Below are 14,102 nucleotides of genomic sequence, written 5' to 3'. Positions count from 1 at the left end.
CGGTCATTTTCGGAATAATGGAAAAATATCGCTGATTTGCCCGACGCGTCAAGCCGCGTGTTCGGGCGGCGGCGGCTGCCTGCTTTGCATGGGGTTGTTTTCGATAATTTAGGACGCGGTGCCTTGCTTCGCCGTTTCGATGGCGAATACCGCTGCCCCCGGGCGGATTGACCGACACGCGGACCGTATCCATATGCATCTGCATGAATCGGTCGCCCGCGCCGTTTCGCCCCCACCTGGACACAGCCTGATACCACCGGCTCCCGTCCGCAACGCTCCGGAGCCGCCGTGGCCGCCCTCTCCATCCTTGATCTCGTCCGCGTCACCGAGGACACCGATGCGCGCGGCGCGCTGTACAATGCGCGCGATGTCGCCCGCCACGCCGAGGCGTTGGGCTATCGCCGGATCTGGGTGGCGGAGCACCACAACATGGCCGGGATTGCCAGCGCCGCGACGTCGGTCGTGATCGGGCATATCGCGGCGGGAACCAGCACCATCCGGGTCGGCGCCGGCGGCATCATGCTGCCGAACCATGCGCCCTATGTCATCGCCGAGCAGTTCGGCACGCTGGCGCGGCTGTTTCCCGGCCGCATCGACCTCGGCCTCGGCCGCGCGCCGGGCACCGACCAGCTCACCCTGCGCGCGCTCCGCCGCACGCCTGAATCGGCCGAGAACTTTCCGCAGGACGTGCTCGAGGTGCAGGCCTTCCTGGCGCCCGCCGGCCCCAACCAGCGCATCCAGGCGGTGCCGGCCGCCGGCACCGACGTGCCGCTGTGGATCCTCGGCTCAAGCAATTTCGGCGCGATGCTGGCCGGCGAGCTCGGCCTGCCCTACGCCTTCGCCTCGCACTTCGCCCCCGAGCTGCTGCTCCAGGCGCTCCAGATCTACCGCGCCCGCTTCAAGCCGTCGGAACAGCTCGAGCGACCCTACGCCATGGTCGGCGTCAACATCGTCGCAGCCGACACCGATGCCGAAGCACGGCATCTCGCGACCACGCAGCAGATGTCGTTCACCAACATCTTCCGCGGCGCGCGCGGCCTGAGCCAGCCGCCGATCGACGACATCGAGAGCTACTGGTCGCCACAGGAAAAGGTTCAGGCGATGCGGATGCTGGAGCGCTCCATCGTCGGCTCGCCCGAGACGGTGCGCGCCGGCATCGACGCGCTGGTCGCCGAGACCGGCGCCGACGAGCTGATGATCGTGTCCGACGTCTACGATCACCAGAAGCGGCTGCGCTCGTTCGAGCTGATCGCCAGGGCCGGCGGGATCACGCCGCGGTAAGCGTCCCTTTGCTCACGCCTTGCTCAACGCCTGCGCGATGTCGGCGACGAGATCGGACGGATGCTCGATCCCGATCGACAGCCGGATCGTGGTGTCGAGCACGCCGATCTTCTGCCTGATCTCGGCAGGCACGCCGGAATGCGTCATCGTCGCCGGCAGGCTCGCCAGCGACTCGGTGCCGCCGAGGCTCACCGCGAGCTTGAAGATCTGGAGATTGTTGAGGAACGCCTCCGCCGCCTCCTGTCCGCCGACGATGTCGAACGAGAAGGTCGAGCCGGCGCCGGAGCTCTGGCTCGCGAACACCCGCCCCGCGGCCGAGGCCGGGTCGTGGTGGCCGAGATAATGCACCGTCGCCACCTTGGGGTGATCGCGCAGATAGTCGGCAACGATCCGCGCGTTGCGGTCGGCCTTTTCCATCCGCAGGCTGAGCGTTTCCAGCGAGCGGCTGATCATCCAGCAGGAATGCGGATCGAGCTGGGTGCCGATCGCGCCGCGCAGCGCCTTGACGTCCTTCATCAGCTTCTTCGAGCCGAGCGCCGCGCCCGCAATCAGGTCGGAATGGCCGCCGACATATTTGGTCAGCGAGTACAGCGACAGATCGGCGCCATGCTCGATCGGGCGTTGAAACACCGGCCCAAGCAACGTGTTGTCGCAGGCGATGATCGGGGTGAAGCCCTGCGCCTTGCCGATCATGTCGGCGACCCGCCGGGTCAATGCGATGTCGACAAGGCCGTTGGTCGGATTGGCCGGCGTCTCGATGAAGATCATCGCAACGCGGCCTCGCTTCATCGCCGCATCGGCGGCGGCACGAACGGCGTTCTCGTCGAGGCCATCGGCGAACCCCACCGCGTGAATCGAAAAGCTCGCGAGCGTCCTGGTGAACAGCGTCTCGGTGCCGCCATAGAGCGGCTGCGAGTGCAGGATCACGTCGCCGGGCCGCGCGAACGCCAGCACCGTGGTTGAGATCGCCGACATGCCCGACGAGAACAGCGCGCAGCTCTCGGTGCGCTCGTAGATCGCAAGCCGATCCTCGACGATCTCGCTGTTCGGATGATTGAAGCGCGAATAGACCAGCCCCGCCCCCATGCCTTCCGGCGGCTCGCGGCGGCCGGCGACGAAATCGAAGAAGTCCTTGCCGTCCTCGGCGGTGCGGAACACGAAGGTCGAGGTCAGGAACACCGGCGGCTTGACGGCGCCCTCCGACAGCTGCGGATCGTAGCCGTAGTTCAGCATCTGGGTTTCCGGATGCAGCAGATGGTTGCCGATATGGGTTTTCGACGGAAACGGTTTCGTCATGGCCGGTCTCCTGTTCGCGAGGTCCGCCGCGGCGGCGGCGATTCCCGGAATGATGAGACCGAGCATACCCCAGCTTTGTGCCATTCCGCCAAAGCACGGCATCGGGCAGTTCTGGATAAAGAACGGCCGGCATGCGCCCTGCGCCGCCGGCCGTTCAGAAAACTCACGCGCGGGTGAGGATGCGGTTACCAGCTGCGGTCCACGTTGCGCACCTCGCCGGTGCGCGCATCGACGTCGACCTGCATCCAGCGGCCGCGATAATCCCGCCCCTCGATCTCCCACTCGTCGCCGAGAAACTCGGTGTTGGACACCGTCACCACGCCGATGCTGGTCGCGACGTCGAGCGCGGCCTGCATCGAGAGCTGGCTGGCGGAATCATAGGCCAGCGCCGGTGTCGCCGCACCAATCGCCAGGGCCGCGACGGCAGGGATCATGAATTTTCGCATGCGTTACTCCTCGTGGAACAGATGTTGTGCCGCATAGAACGAGCGGCGCACCCAATCGGTTCCGACAACAAGAGATCACAGAGCCGCGCGAAACTTCGGCAGTTGCGGCGATTTGGTGGCAATTCCGTTTCGTCAACGCGCGGCGCGCGGCTTGCGCGCATTCGTCTCCCAGAGTCGAAATCCACCCTCGAACGCGTTGGCATTGTCGCCGAACCTCACCTTGGGCGGCGGATGGTCCACCTTGTCGGCGTTGCCGCCGCCGAGCACGATGTAATCGGGCTCCAGCGCAGCCGACAGCCGCGCGATCACGTCTTCGACACTCTTGCGCCATTTCTTCTTGCCGCGACGCTCCAGGCCAGCGGCACCGACATAGTCCTCGAACGTCTCGTCCTTGCGATATGGCAAATGCCCGAGCTCCATCGGCTCGAACACGCCGTCGACGATCATCGCGGAGCCGAGCCCGGTGCCAAGGCCGAGAAACAGCATCCGCCCGCCCTGATAGCTGCCGATCGCCTGCATCAGCGCATCGTTGACGACCTTGGTCGGCCGATCGAACGCCGCTTGAAAATCGAACCCGGCCCAGCCGCGGCCGAGATTGTGCGGCTCGGCAAGCGGACGGTCGTGCACCACCGGTCCGGGATAGCCGACCGAGATCACATCGTAAGACCAGTCGCGGGTCAGCGCCCTGACCTGCCGCACCATCTCGGTCGCGGACAGGTTTGGTCCAGACTCGAACTCGCGCTTGATGCGCTCTTTGTCGGTCATCACCTTCACATGCGTGCCGCCGACGTCGATCGCCAGCACCGTTCGCCGCGACGCGGCCCGCTTGCCTGTCTTCTTCGTTCTCTTGCTCGCTTTCTTGCTCGGCTTCCCGGGTGTCTTCCTGGCCATCGATCCATTCTCTGTTGTGTGCTCGGAGTGGAGCAGAGAAACGCTTTGCGCGCCACAACCACGTTCTGCATCCGACTCCAATTTGTTCGCGAGGAACGAATCGGAATCGAGAAAATCGGCGCGGTTCAGGCGTTAACAACGTGTATGTACGGACCACATCTGCGCAGTCGATGTTGTGCCATGGTGGGATTATTGCGCTCATCGCGCAAGATCGCCGAGCCCCTCGGCCATTTCGCATGAGCTGGATTGCGGAATCGAGCGACAGGCGGCGCCATCATCGCGTTCCCCGTTCGACTCCATTTCGTTCACGAAGAACGAATCGGAATCGAAAAATCAGCGCGATGCGATTCTTAACAACACGTTCGCGCGACGCGCCCGAAGCGCCCAAGTGTCGTTTTCAGTCACGCGCATAACATGCTCCACTCATCGCGATCCGTTCCGGATACGACTCCATTTTGTTCGCAAAGAACGAATCGGAATCGGCCAAGTCAGCGCGGATCGATTCTTAACAACATGTTTGCGATTGCTACTCGGAGCCTGTTATCGGCCCCGCTCTGTGCGCGCCCGTTGCGCCAATGACGATCTCCTCATCGTAGGCAAGCTCCGGCCGCAGCGCACGCATCTTCTCCGCAAGCCGGTGGCTTGCCGTCTCCTCGGCGCGCGCCAGGCGGTTGACGAGCGCGATGTAGTCAGCATCGCTCTTGTGCTGGTTGAGTTTCGACTGCCCCTCGATCTCGTCGACGACGAGATCGATCACCCTGATCCCGGCCAGCATCGCCTCGCGCTTGCCGGGCTCCATTTGCGCGAGGTCCCAGGGCTGCTTCGGCAGCCGCGCTTCGGAGACCGCGAGCAGCGCGTCGCCATGGCCGCGATTGTCTTCGCACCCGCGCAGATGCGCGACGCCGGACAGATGCACCGCCTCGTAGAGCCAGGTCGAGACGTTGTCGCGCGAGACGTACCAGTCGTTCGAGATGTAGGCGTCGTCACCCGAGACGATCAGCAGGAATCGCCTGCTGCCATCAGCAAGCTCCACGAGCGGATTTCTCGCGGTGAGATGGATCTGCACGATGACGCGGTCGTCGCGCCGCTCGATCACGAACGGGACGTGCGACGCCCGCGGGCCGCGCGCATCGGCGGCGACGATGGCACCGAAGCCACGCGCCGCCGCGAAGGCCAGCGCGCGATCGTCCTCGATGCGGAATTGGGGGCGCAGGATGTGCATGGCGGCGGCGCTCGCGGCTGGAGGGAGACGATCCAGCAAGGCTAGCGCAAGTTTCGCCGGAGATCACCGCCATGCACCGTCCGGCTCAGCAGATCATGGCGTTGTCGCCGTGATCGCAGACGCCGCCGGGCTGGTCGCGGGGCCGCGTCTCGGTGTCGCCGACATGCGGGGCGGTCATCCGCGGCAGTCCGCCGCTCCAGCCCCTGCCGGCAACGGTGCCGGTATGGCCCTTCGCAGGCGGATAGAACCCCGCCGCCGGGGACGCGCCGGCCGCCGACCCCGTCAGCATGGCGAGCGCGACCAGGCCCGCCGCGACATACTTCGCCACCATCATCGTCCTTCTCCCGCTTGGCTTAGCGGCCGCGACGGCGGTTTCGCCGGGCGGCTGAAGCATTCACACCGACACCATGACTGTTGGCGCTGTCCGGTTATTCCGCCTACGTTTGACCGAAGCGTGAATGTGATGAGCGCGCACGGCGTGCCCTGAGCAGGACGGGGGCTCGGCGGCATCTCGCTTCAAGCATTGCTGCTCTGGAATACTGGATCACCTGCATGCGCGGGTGATGACACTGCCTGGTTGGCGTCTTGAGACCAGAACAATCCCCATGTCGTCCTGGCGAAAGCCAGGACCCATTACCCCAAATGCAAGTTGTCGCGCGACGCTGTGGCTTCCAATCCCTTTCACAGCCAAGCCGGTGGTTATGGGTCCTGGCTTTCGCCAGGACGACGATGGGGGAGATCGCTGGCTCGAGCCAATAAAGCCACGACGGTCCCGCATATGCATCCGCCGAGACCGTTCCACCGTTGAACTGGCGGCAGCGGACGGGTTACGCTGGGAGCAATCTCCTGCCCTCCCGCTGGAAGGACACCATGAACGGCAATCGATATTACGGCGTCCGTGTCGAGGGCGCGAAATACGGCGTGGGGTTCGGCTCGGCGCTGGCGATCGCGATCTCCTACACCAAGAACCATTCGATCCTGTGGGCGATCATCCACGGTATCCTGGGCTGGCTTTACGTGATCTACGCCGCGCTGTTCGGGTGATGCGGGCAGCATGACCGTCATCTCGATCCAGTCGCAGGTCGCCTGGGGCCATGTCGGCAACAGCGCCGCCAGCTTTCCGATTCAGCTCCATGGCATCGATGTCGTCGCCGTGCCGACCACGCTGCTCAGCAACCGGCCGGGCTATCCGACCATCCGCGGCCGCGTGCTCGATGTGCAGCTGGTCGCCGACCTCCTGCGCGGCGTCGAGGAACGCGGCGCGGTCGAGCACGCGCAGATGATCCTGTCAGGCTACCTCGGCTCGGCCGACATCGGCAGCGACGTCGCCGATTTCGTCGCCCGCGCCAAGGCGGCCAACCCGACTTTGCTGTACTGCTGCGATCCGGTGCTTGGCGATCGCGACCGCGGCATGTTCGTGCGAGCCGACATCCCGCCGCTGGTGCGCGACCAGCTCTGCCCGCTCGCTGACATCATCACCCCCAACCATTTCGAATTCGAATTCCTTTGCGGCGCGCGGGTGACGACGATCGGCGACGTCATCGTGCAGGCCGGCGCGCTGATGGCGCGGGGGCCGACCACCATCATCATCACCAGCGCCGAGTTCGCCGGCACGCCCGACAGCGAGATCGAGACTTTGGCGATCGAGCGCGCGGACGCCGGTCGCATATCCGCCTGGCGGGTGCGGACGCCGCGCGTGCCGATCAGCCCGTCCGGCACCGGTGACCTGTTCGCGGCGCTGTTCGTCGCTGGCCGCGTGCGCGGTCTGGCGACGCCGGACGCGCTCGGTCATGCCGCGTCAGCCATTCACGGCGTGCTGGAACGCACGGCGCAGCGCGGGACCGAGGAAATGCGCATCGTCGAGAGCGCCGACGTGATGCTTGATCCAAAACCCCGCTTCACGGCCGTCGCGATCCATCCGTCCGAACATCCGGGACATTCTTCATGATCGACACCACGACCCTCCTCACCTACGCCGCCGTCGTGCTCGGCCTGTTCCTGATCCCCGGGCCTGCCGTGCTGCTGGTGCTCGCGCGTTCGGTGACCGGCGGACCGCGGGTCGGCGTCGCCACCGGGTTCGGCATCGCGCTCGGCGATCTCGTCCACACCGCGATGGCGACGTTCGGCCTGTCGGCGGTGCTGATGACCTCGGCGCTGGCGTTCTCGATCGTCAAATATGCCGGCGTAATCTACCTGATCGTGCTCGGCGTGCGCGCCGTGTTCGAGAAGAATGACGACCTGCATCTGCCGGCGGCGCAGCCGGTCGATCCGCGGCGCGCATTCCGGCAGGCGATCTGGGCGGAAATGCTCAATCCGAAGACCGCGCTGTTCTTCCTCGCCTTCCTGCCGCAGTTCGTCCACCCCGGTCACGGCTCGGCGGTCGCCCAATTCGCGACGCTCGGCCTGATCTTCGTCGCAATGAGCGCGGCCTACACCTCGCTGCTCGCGCTCGCCGCGGGCCAGATCAGCCCGTGGATCAGGCGGCACCGGCGCATCGGGCAGTGGCAGGGCCGCGTGGTCGGCACGATCTACATCGCGCTCGGCATCCGCCTGGCGTTTCAGGAGCGCTGATGTCCCCTCTCAAGCCCCAAGCCAGCTACGACGACTTCGCCCGGCTCGATATCAGGATCGGTAAGGTCGTCGAGGTGCAGCCGTTTCCGCGCGCCCGGAACCCGTCCTACAAGGTCGGGGTCGACGTCGGCGCCGAGCGGATCATGTGGTCGAGTGCCCAGATCACAAATTACGAGCCCGAGGCGCTGCTCGGCTCGCTGGTGGTATGCATCTGCAATCTGGGCCCGAAGAATATCGCGGGCTTCACCTCGGAACTGCTGATCCTCGGCGCCAAGGATGCCGGCGGCAAGGTGATCGTGCTCGGCCCGCGCAGCGAGGTTGAGATCGGCGAGTCGATCTTCTGAGATCACGCGCCGATCACGGCCGCTTGATTCAAATCGTCAGGAATCACCGTAGTTTCCCGATGGGGGATCACCCGGATTCTCCGCGCCCGCGCGCGCTGCTATTTCAGCGCGCGAGAATCGCTTCGGAATGGGAATCGGAAGATGTCTGCAGTTTTCTTTCACTGCTCTGACGAGAAGCACGTGATCCTGGATCGCACCGGTGCAGCGATGGATCTGGCGGAAGCACGGGTGCATGCGGAGCAGCTGGCACGCAGCTATGTCATGACACCGAGCGCGGAAGACTGGCGCAACTGGGCAGTCCACGTCACCGACGATATCGGAACCGAGATGTTCGAATTGCCGTTCAGCGCCGTGCTCGGCGAGCTGCACTGAGGGCGCGTCATGTACGCAATCGAGCTTGTCCTGAAGCCGCTGCGCCGCCACCTCGCCCGCCTTGTCGCGCGTGGCCTCGCGCTGATCGAGCACGTCGCCAACCCATATCGCCCCGAGCTGTATTACATGCGCGGGCCCGGCCCGAAGTGCCGCGCCAGGCGGCAGGCTGCACTGCGCGATTAGGTCGCGAGCAGCGGCGATGAGAAAAGGCCGGCGGGCGTTACGCCACCGACCTTCTCCTGCAACTGCCGGTTCCCGGAGCCCGGTTCCGCTGCGATTCCAATTGGGTCCAAGCTTGCGACGACTGTTTTAATCAAATCTTAACGGCATGGCAGTGTGCTGGATCACAGGACTCCTTTGACCGTGCAGCGTGACGCTCATTGGTTGATCGTGCGACGCGCTGCACATCGTTTTTGCGCTGATCGCTCGACGATTGTGCGCGACGCATCTTAGGGAACGCTCGACTCAGTGTTACCCTGTGATGCAAACCGAAACGGAGAACTTCGGGATGCCGTACTACACCTTCGATCTCGTGGTGGGTGACGAGTTCCGCAATCAGGGAACCATCATCCTCGAAAACATCAGCGTCGCCACCGATCGCGCCGATCAGCTCGCCAACGAGCTGTCGCAGGTCAAGCCGGAGCTGAAGGCCCGCGGCTGCGCCGTCCGCGTCACCGACATCGACCGGCGCGAACTCTACCGGACGCCGCTCGATCCCGTGCCGCGATGGCGCCGGGCAGGCTAGCGTCCCTAGACTTCTGATTCTGGTGACCGTGCCGATCAGCGCACGGTCCGGGTGTTGTTGCGGGCGGTGACGGGCGTTGCCGCATCCGCAAGAGCAGGTCGGCGCGCGACCGGCTACTTCTTCAGATTCAATCGGCCGATGAAATCGCGCTTGCCCAGCGGCGCGCCCTTGTGACGGAGGATGTCGTAGGCCGTGGTCGAATGGAAGAAGAAGTTCGGCAGCGAGAACGACATCAAGAATCCCTCGGCCGTGAACGGCATCGACCGATCCCCGATCTTGAACATCACCTCGCGCCCGAGCAGCGCATTGACCGCATCCGGCGTCAGGCTGGACAATTCGCTGTGCGCGTCCTTCACTAGCGCCTGTAGGCCGGCGTAATCCAGATCGGGCTTGCCGGACGGCGGGATGAACACGCCGTTCTTCGCGGCCTCCATCGCGCCGCGCGAATGATGCGCGAGCGAGACCACCTGGAAGCGGAACGGCAGCATATCCGGGAACAGCCGGGTCTCGACGATCTCCGCCGGATCGACGCCATTATCCTTGAAATGCGCGAGGCTCTTGTCGAGAAAGCCCGAAGTGGCGCCGAGGATTTGCAGATAGTTGGCAACGGTGGCGTCGTAGAGTGAAAAAGTCATGGCGAATTCCCCCAGATAGAATTTTTCTACGGCTTGCTTGCCGGAACACAGTTCCCGGAATTTCCGGCGAAAGCAAGCGGCACGGGGGATCGCATGATCGAACGATCCGGCGCGTGCGCCGGACACATTCGATCAGGCATCGTGATTGACGCCGTCAGCTCTGATGCGGCCCGCGCATGATCTTCATGGCGTCCTCGACCTGACGCCAGCCGCGCGCCTCTTCGGTATCGCCCTTGCTCTCGCAAGCCACCGCGTTCTGCGCCGCCTGGGCGATCGCCTCCGGGCCGTGCTTCTGTAGCATCTGCCGCGCGATGCTATGGATCTCTGTCGCTGCTATCATGGGCGCTCTCCTCGGCTGTCAGGTGCCGCAGGGACAGGCGTTGCCGCGCGTCCCGCGGGGCTGACATCAAAACCGCCGAATGCTGCGTCTGGTTCCAACGTCACCACCGTCGCGCAGCACACTCAGCGGTTCCCACGCGCAGCGGCGGCAGCTACAGAAAGACGGATTCCGCTCATTCCGGGTTGGCGTGACCATGGCACAGAACATCTATGACAATCCCGGCTTCTTCGCCGGTTACAGCCAGTTGCCGCGGCAGGTCCACGGATTGCCAGGTGCGCCCGAATGGCCCGCGATCCGCGCCATGCTGCCCGATCTCGCCGGCAAGCACGTGGTCGATCTCGGCTGCGGATTCGGCTGGGTATCGCGCTGGATGCGCGCGCAAGGCGCATCCGCGGTGCGCGGCATCGATCTGTCGCAGAACATGATCGCGCGCGCCGAGGCCATGACGCAGGATCCGGAGATCGTCTACGAGATCGCCGACCTCGAAACGCTTGAACTACCGAAGAGCACGTTCGATCTGGCCTATAGCGCCCTCACGTTCCACTACATCAGGGACTTCGATCGGCTGGCGCGCATGCTGTATCGCGCGCTCGTCCCGGACGGGCATCTGGTCTTCACCATCGAACATCCGATCTACATGGCGGCCACCCATCCGCGCTGGGGACAGGACGAGGATGGCCGCAAGAGCTGGCCGGTCAACCGCTACTTCATCGAAGGCGAGCGGCGGACCGACTGGTATGTGAAGGGCGTGCTGAAATATCACCGCACCATCGGCACCACGCTCAACGCGCTGATCGGCGCCGGCTTCGCGCTGCGTCACGTCGAGGAATTCTGCCCGACCCGGGAGCAGATCAAGGCGATGCCCGAACTCGCCGACGAGCTTGAACGACCGATGATGATGCTGGTGTCAGCGCAGCGCTAAGGCGCGAGATTGGATTGAAGCGTCGTTGCGCTTTGATTTGGGCATGATCCGTTCGGAAAACCGCTTCACATTTTTCCGGATCATGCTCACGCCGCGAGCAGCTTGTCGAACTCCTCGGGCGGATATGATTTGCCGTCCTTGTCGGTGATCACCACCTGCCATCCTTCGCTGGCCCAGACCTTGGCCTTGGCGATGATGATGAAGGTGCTTTCCCGTTCGATCCTGACCGTTTCGTTCTCGCGTTCTGCGATCATCTTGTAGGCCAACGCTTGTCCCTCGCCGACGTCTTCCGTTCGGCGGTTTGTTGGCAGCGGCTTTGGGCGGCAATTCGCTGGGAGTGTGACAATTTGGTGGAAGCGCCGCCGCAAGATGCGGCAACGCGCAACGTGTGGTCGCGCCTACGCCAACTTTCCCATCAAGGTCGGCATGTCGAGCGCCGCCGAGTTGACGTTGACGCTGCGTGCGTAGCGCATCTGCGGCCCCTCGAAGGTGCAAGTGACCGTGTCGCGGAACGCCGATTCGACGAACGTCCAGGTCATCTCGAAGGTGCGCAGGTCGCGCCAGGTCCCGCTCGCGACCACGCGCATGACGTCAGGCTGATACTCATGATGCAGCTTGTTGCCGGTCATCGTCGTGGTGCCCTCGCGCGGCGCATCGAGACCGACTTCGATCGTGTGCGTGCCCCTGGCGTCCTCGAGCGCGAAGGTGCAGGTGTTGCCGGCGAAGGCGAGATTGACCGATTTGATCGCATCGGCATTCTCCGGCATCTGCCAGGTCTTGCCGGAAATCACCGCTGCGACCGGCGACGATGCCGGCGCCAGTGGCGGCAACAATTGCAAGGCCGCGGTCCGTCCCTTCAGCCTGTCGGCGTCGGCATCGCTCTTCGCCGCCGTGGCAGAGAACATCGCAGGGAAATGGCGGAACACCAGCTTGTTGAAACCACTGCGTTGCGGAATGCCGGCGGTGATCGCCAGCACCGCATTGTGCTTGGGGAAGACGAAGCTGAGCTGGTCGAACAGGCCGTCGGCGTAGAACGTCTCGGGCCCGATCCACCATTGATAGCCATAGGTGTCCTTGACGTGCGGTTGCTGCACCGCCGCCACCCAATCGGCTGGCAGCACCTGCTTGCCGTTCCACATGCCGTTTTGCGCATGCAGGATGCCGAGCTTGAGGCAATCGACCGTCTTCCAGCTCAGGCCATTGGCGCCGGGCGAGATGCCCTCCGGCCCGACCGGCCATTCATAGCCCGAGATTCCGAGAGGATCGAAAAATCGGGGCTTCAGATAATCCGCCACCGCCTCTCCCGTCGTCTTGGTGACGATGGCCGACAGCAGATAGGTCGCGGCCGAAGTGTAGACCCATTTGGTGCCCGGCTGGTAGACCACAGGGATCTTGAAGAACTCGGCGACCCAGCTGGTCTTGATCGGTCGCCACGCCGACCCGGATGTCATCGAAGCGTGACCGGTACGCATGGTCAGGAGATCCTCGACCGTCATCGCGGCGAGCTTGTCGTCGACGACCGGCGGCAGCTTGTCCTTGAAGAACGACACCACCTTGTCTTGCAGGCCAAAGCGCTTGTCGGCCATGGCGAGCCCGACCGCGCACACGGTGACGCTCTTGGTCAGCGAGTGCATCATGTGGTTGCGATCGGCGCGGTACGGCGACCACCAGCCCTCCGCGACCACCTTGCCGTTGCGCCAGAGCATGAAGCTGTGCAGCTCGTAACCCTGGCGATCGACCTCGTCGAGAAAATCCAGGATCGCGGATGGCGCGATGCCCTGCTCATCCGGCCGGCCGCGTGACAATCCATCGGCGAAGGCTGGCTCGGCCTGCGCCGTTGCCGCCATGGCGGAGCGTCCCTCGGGGGACAACAGGACGGCGGCGCCGCCCAGGAACAGTTGCAACGCCCCGCGCCGCGACGGGCGACCTGATGCGAGACTGTCGGTTTCTTGATTGTTGCTGGGCATAGGCCGTCCTCTGGAGGAGAACGGAGGTTATGGCGCCGGCCCGCGCTGTCAACGTATCCGGCGCGCATGGCCCCTCAATGAAAAACCCCGCCTTGGGCGGGACGCCAAGGCGGGGAAAGGTTCATTGGGTAGAAATCCACGCGCTTGGAAAAAGCGGCGCGAGGAAGTAGCGGCGTCAGTCTTAGTGGGACCGGCCATTCAGACAACAGGATTAAAGCGCGCACCCCGCCGGGACTTTTTCCCGAGCTGGTCGGAAAAAATCCCCAAACCCGGCCCGCCGGCGCGGCTCACTGCACCACGTCGAGCCTGACATTCGCGACACCCTTGCCAATCATGCCGAGCGACTGCGCGGCGGAATACGAGACGTCGACGATACGCCCGGGAACATAGGGTCCGCGATCGTTGACGCGGACGGTGACGGAACGGCCGGTCTTGACGTCGGTGACCCGCAGCCTGGTGCCGAACGGCAATGTCGGATGCGCGGCGGTCAGTTCGTGCCCGTCGAACTTCTCGCCGCTCGCGGTCTCCTGCTGATCGCTGTAGAAGCTCGCGACGCCCTGCGACGCAATCTTGGTATCGACGGTCTTGTGCGAGGCGTATGGCCTGTGGATGCGCGCGGCCGCGACGCGTGTCCGTGTCGGCGACGATGCAGCGTGCGTCGGTTGGTCCGGGGCGGACCGGCTCGCGAGTGCCTGCGAGCGCTGGCTGACGACCGACGACTGGGCGCAGGCTGCAAGCGACGCTGCGCCGATCATCAGGGCGAACAGCCGGAGCGGCTTTCGCGTTTGAGCAAACAGGATCGCGGGGCGAACTCGCCGCGCGTTGCGTTCAACGTCGACGTACCGAATCACTGCATCGTCGCGTAACATGTTGCATCCCCAACTCGCGCCCCAGCCCAAGCCGAAAATCCAACACTCGCCTTATGAGCCGAATCCAATCAGGGCAGAACGGAGGCGGAGCGCGGCGAGAGGTGCCTGGCGCGACGCGATTTCCCATCAGCTGTGATGGATACGCCACACAACCCAGGGGATTGATCCAAAAATCACGGCGTGGGCGTCCCGCTCAGGTGG

19 protein-coding genes are annotated in these 14,102 nt (G+C 64.4%); 9 read left to right on the top strand and 10 right to left on the bottom strand.

The window, feature by feature from the left end; all coding sequences use genetic code 11:
• The first annotated feature begins 288 nt into the window (after window positions 1-288).
• Window positions 289-1,281, top strand: a complete 993-nt coding sequence (locus CWS35_RS22875) for an LLM class flavin-dependent oxidoreductase (RefSeq protein WP_100953869.1) — start codon at window positions 289-291, stop codon at window positions 1,279-1,281.
• A 12-nt stretch (window positions 1,282-1,293) separates the two neighbouring features.
• Here CWS35_RS22875 and CWS35_RS22870 read toward each other — a convergent pair whose 3' ends face one another.
• From CWS35_RS22870 to CWS35_RS22850, 5 genes are all read right to left on the bottom strand, one after another.
• Entirely contained in the window at window positions 1,294-2,577 is a 1,284-nt protein-coding gene (locus CWS35_RS22870) for a cystathionine gamma-synthase family protein (RefSeq protein ID WP_100956608.1), read from the bottom strand.
• Window positions 2,578-2,762: 185 nt separating this feature from the next.
• Entirely contained in the window at window positions 2,763-3,023 is a 261-nt protein-coding gene (locus CWS35_RS22865) for a PepSY domain-containing protein (protein WP_024578489.1), read from the bottom strand.
• Between the two features lie 132 nt (window positions 3,024-3,155).
• Entirely contained in the window at window positions 3,156-3,914 is a 759-nt protein-coding gene (locus CWS35_RS22860) for an ROK family protein (RefSeq protein WP_024578490.1), read from the bottom strand.
• Between the two features lie 526 nt (window positions 3,915-4,440).
• Window positions 4,441-5,136 (bottom strand): FMN-binding negative transcriptional regulator, encoded by a 696-nt coding sequence (locus CWS35_RS22855; protein WP_245438626.1) that lies wholly within the window; start codon window positions 5,134-5,136, stop codon window positions 4,441-4,443.
• Window positions 5,137-5,221: 85 nt separating this feature from the next.
• Window positions 5,222-5,470 carry a hypothetical protein gene (locus CWS35_RS22850; RefSeq protein ID WP_024578492.1) on the bottom strand — a complete coding sequence of 83 codons (249 nt, stop codon included), beginning with the start codon at window positions 5,468-5,470 and terminating at the stop codon, window positions 5,222-5,224.
• 536 nt (window positions 5,471-6,006) lie between these two features.
• Between CWS35_RS22850 and CWS35_RS39585 the strand changes: the two genes are divergently transcribed.
• The 7 genes from CWS35_RS39585 (at window position 6,007) to CWS35_RS22825 (ending at window position 9,168) form a co-directional block, all read left to right on the top strand.
• On the top strand, window positions 6,007-6,180 hold the full coding sequence (locus tag CWS35_RS39585; RefSeq protein WP_016840760.1) for a hypothetical protein: 174 nt from the start codon (window positions 6,007-6,009) through the stop codon (window positions 6,178-6,180).
• A 10-nt stretch (window positions 6,181-6,190) separates the two neighbouring features.
• Window positions 6,191-7,084, top strand: coding sequence for a pyridoxal kinase PdxY (pdxY, locus tag CWS35_RS22845; RefSeq protein ID WP_024578493.1), 894 nt, complete (start codon window positions 6,191-6,193; stop codon window positions 7,082-7,084).
• Window positions 7,081-7,707, top strand: coding sequence for a LysE family translocator (locus tag CWS35_RS22840; RefSeq protein ID WP_024578494.1), 627 nt, complete (start codon window positions 7,081-7,083; stop codon window positions 7,705-7,707). Before pdxY ends, CWS35_RS22840 begins: the two co-directional genes overlap by 4 nt.
• Window positions 7,707-8,051 carry a tRNA-binding protein gene (locus tag CWS35_RS22835; protein ID WP_024578495.1) on the top strand — a complete coding sequence of 115 codons (345 nt, stop codon included), beginning with the start codon at window positions 7,707-7,709 and terminating at the stop codon, window positions 8,049-8,051. Before CWS35_RS22840 ends, CWS35_RS22835 begins: the two co-directional genes overlap by 1 nt.
• A gap of 141 nt (window positions 8,052-8,192) precedes the next feature.
• Complete coding sequence (locus CWS35_RS22830) at window positions 8,193-8,423, top strand: hypothetical protein (RefSeq protein ID WP_024578496.1); 231 nt, start codon at window positions 8,193-8,195, stop codon at window positions 8,421-8,423.
• A 9-nt stretch (window positions 8,424-8,432) separates the two neighbouring features.
• Entirely contained in the window at window positions 8,433-8,606 is a 174-nt protein-coding gene (locus CWS35_RS39580) for a hypothetical protein (RefSeq protein ID WP_168200252.1), read from the top strand.
• Window positions 8,607-8,931: 325 nt separating this feature from the next.
• Complete coding sequence (locus CWS35_RS22825; protein ID WP_024578497.1) at window positions 8,932-9,168, top strand: hypothetical protein; 237 nt, start codon at window positions 8,932-8,934, stop codon at window positions 9,166-9,168.
• 113 nt (window positions 9,169-9,281) lie between these two features.
• On the opposite strand, the gene CWS35_RS22820 is transcribed toward CWS35_RS22825, so the two are convergent.
• On the bottom strand, window positions 9,282-9,803 hold the full coding sequence (locus CWS35_RS22820) for a DUF1993 family protein (protein WP_024578498.1): 522 nt from the start codon (window positions 9,801-9,803) through the stop codon (window positions 9,282-9,284).
• A 154-nt stretch (window positions 9,804-9,957) separates the two neighbouring features.
• The gene (locus tag CWS35_RS22815) at window positions 9,958-10,143 is read right to left on the bottom strand and encodes a hypothetical protein (RefSeq protein ID WP_029878704.1); all 186 of its coding nucleotides are present in this window, start codon (window positions 10,141-10,143) and stop codon (window positions 9,958-9,960) included.
• Window positions 10,144-10,336: 193 nt separating this feature from the next.
• Here CWS35_RS22815 and CWS35_RS22810 point away from each other — a divergent pair, with 193 nt between their 5' ends.
• Complete coding sequence (locus CWS35_RS22810; protein WP_100953867.1) at window positions 10,337-11,065, top strand: bifunctional 2-polyprenyl-6-hydroxyphenol methylase/3-demethylubiquinol 3-O-methyltransferase UbiG; 729 nt, start codon at window positions 10,337-10,339, stop codon at window positions 11,063-11,065.
• A gap of 86 nt (window positions 11,066-11,151) precedes the next feature.
• Here CWS35_RS22810 and CWS35_RS22805 read toward each other — a convergent pair whose 3' ends face one another.
• The 3 genes from CWS35_RS22805 to CWS35_RS22795 form a co-directional block, all read right to left on the bottom strand.
• Window positions 11,152-11,331 (bottom strand): hypothetical protein, encoded by a 180-nt coding sequence (locus CWS35_RS22805; protein WP_092113623.1) that lies wholly within the window; start codon window positions 11,329-11,331, stop codon window positions 11,152-11,154.
• A 132-nt stretch (window positions 11,332-11,463) separates the two neighbouring features.
• Window positions 11,464-12,912, bottom strand: a complete 1,449-nt coding sequence (locus tag CWS35_RS22800; RefSeq protein WP_157817208.1) for a serine hydrolase — start codon at window positions 12,910-12,912, stop codon at window positions 11,464-11,466.
• Between the two features lie 407 nt (window positions 12,913-13,319).
• Window positions 13,320-13,901 (bottom strand): septal ring lytic transglycosylase RlpA family protein, encoded by a 582-nt coding sequence (locus tag CWS35_RS22795; protein ID WP_100953863.1) that lies wholly within the window; start codon window positions 13,899-13,901, stop codon window positions 13,320-13,322.
• Window positions 13,902-14,102: the final 201 nt, after the last annotated feature.

It is taken from the genome of Bradyrhizobium sp. SK17 (genome assembly GCF_002831585.1).
Taxonomy (GTDB): domain Bacteria; phylum Pseudomonadota; class Alphaproteobacteria; order Rhizobiales; family Xanthobacteraceae; genus Bradyrhizobium.
This window is presented reverse-complemented; position numbering and strand designations above follow the sequence as displayed.

Coding starts and splice junctions, on each gene's coding strand:
- CWS35_RS22810 (WP_100953867.1), top strand. CDS start 10,337: ATGGCACAGAACATCTATGACAATCCCGGCTTCTTCGCCGGTTACAGC.
- CWS35_RS39580 (WP_168200252.1), top strand. CDS start 8,433: ATGTACGCAATCGAGCTTGTCCTGAAGCCGCTGCGCCGCCACCTCGCC.
- CWS35_RS22840 (WP_024578494.1), top strand. CDS start 7,081: ATGATCGACACCACGACCCTCCTCACCTACGCCGCCGTCGTGCTCGGC.
- CWS35_RS22825 (WP_024578497.1), top strand. CDS start 8,932: ATGCCGTACTACACCTTCGATCTCGTGGTGGGTGACGAGTTCCGCAAT.
- CWS35_RS22815 (WP_029878704.1), bottom strand. CDS start 10,143: ATGATAGCAGCGACAGAGATCCATAGCATCGCGCGGCAGATGCTACAG.
- CWS35_RS22870 (WP_100956608.1), bottom strand. CDS start 2,577: ATGACGAAACCGTTTCCGTCGAAAACCCATATCGGCAACCATCTGCTG.
- CWS35_RS22860 (WP_024578490.1), bottom strand. CDS start 3,914: ATGGCCAGGAAGACACCCGGGAAGCCGAGCAAGAAAGCGAGCAAGAGA.
- CWS35_RS22850 (WP_024578492.1), bottom strand. CDS start 5,470: ATGATGGTGGCGAAGTATGTCGCGGCGGGCCTGGTCGCGCTCGCCATG.
- pdxY (WP_024578493.1), top strand. CDS start 6,191: ATGACCGTCATCTCGATCCAGTCGCAGGTCGCCTGGGGCCATGTCGGC.
- CWS35_RS39585 (WP_016840760.1), top strand. CDS start 6,007: ATGAACGGCAATCGATATTACGGCGTCCGTGTCGAGGGCGCGAAATAC.
- CWS35_RS22865 (WP_024578489.1), bottom strand. CDS start 3,023: ATGCGAAAATTCATGATCCCTGCCGTCGCGGCCCTGGCGATTGGTGCG.
- CWS35_RS22855 (WP_245438626.1), bottom strand. CDS start 5,136: ATGCACATCCTGCGCCCCCAATTCCGCATCGAGGACGATCGCGCGCTG.
- CWS35_RS22830 (WP_024578496.1), top strand. CDS start 8,193: ATGTCTGCAGTTTTCTTTCACTGCTCTGACGAGAAGCACGTGATCCTG.
- CWS35_RS22835 (WP_024578495.1), top strand. CDS start 7,707: ATGTCCCCTCTCAAGCCCCAAGCCAGCTACGACGACTTCGCCCGGCTC.
- CWS35_RS22800 (WP_157817208.1), bottom strand. CDS start 12,912: ATGGCGGCAACGGCGCAGGCCGAGCCAGCCTTCGCCGATGGATTGTCA.
- CWS35_RS22795 (WP_100953863.1), bottom strand. CDS start 13,901: ATGTTACGCGACGATGCAGTGATTCGGTACGTCGACGTTGAACGCAAC.
- CWS35_RS22820 (WP_024578498.1), bottom strand. CDS start 9,803: ATGACTTTTTCACTCTACGACGCCACCGTTGCCAACTATCTGCAAATC.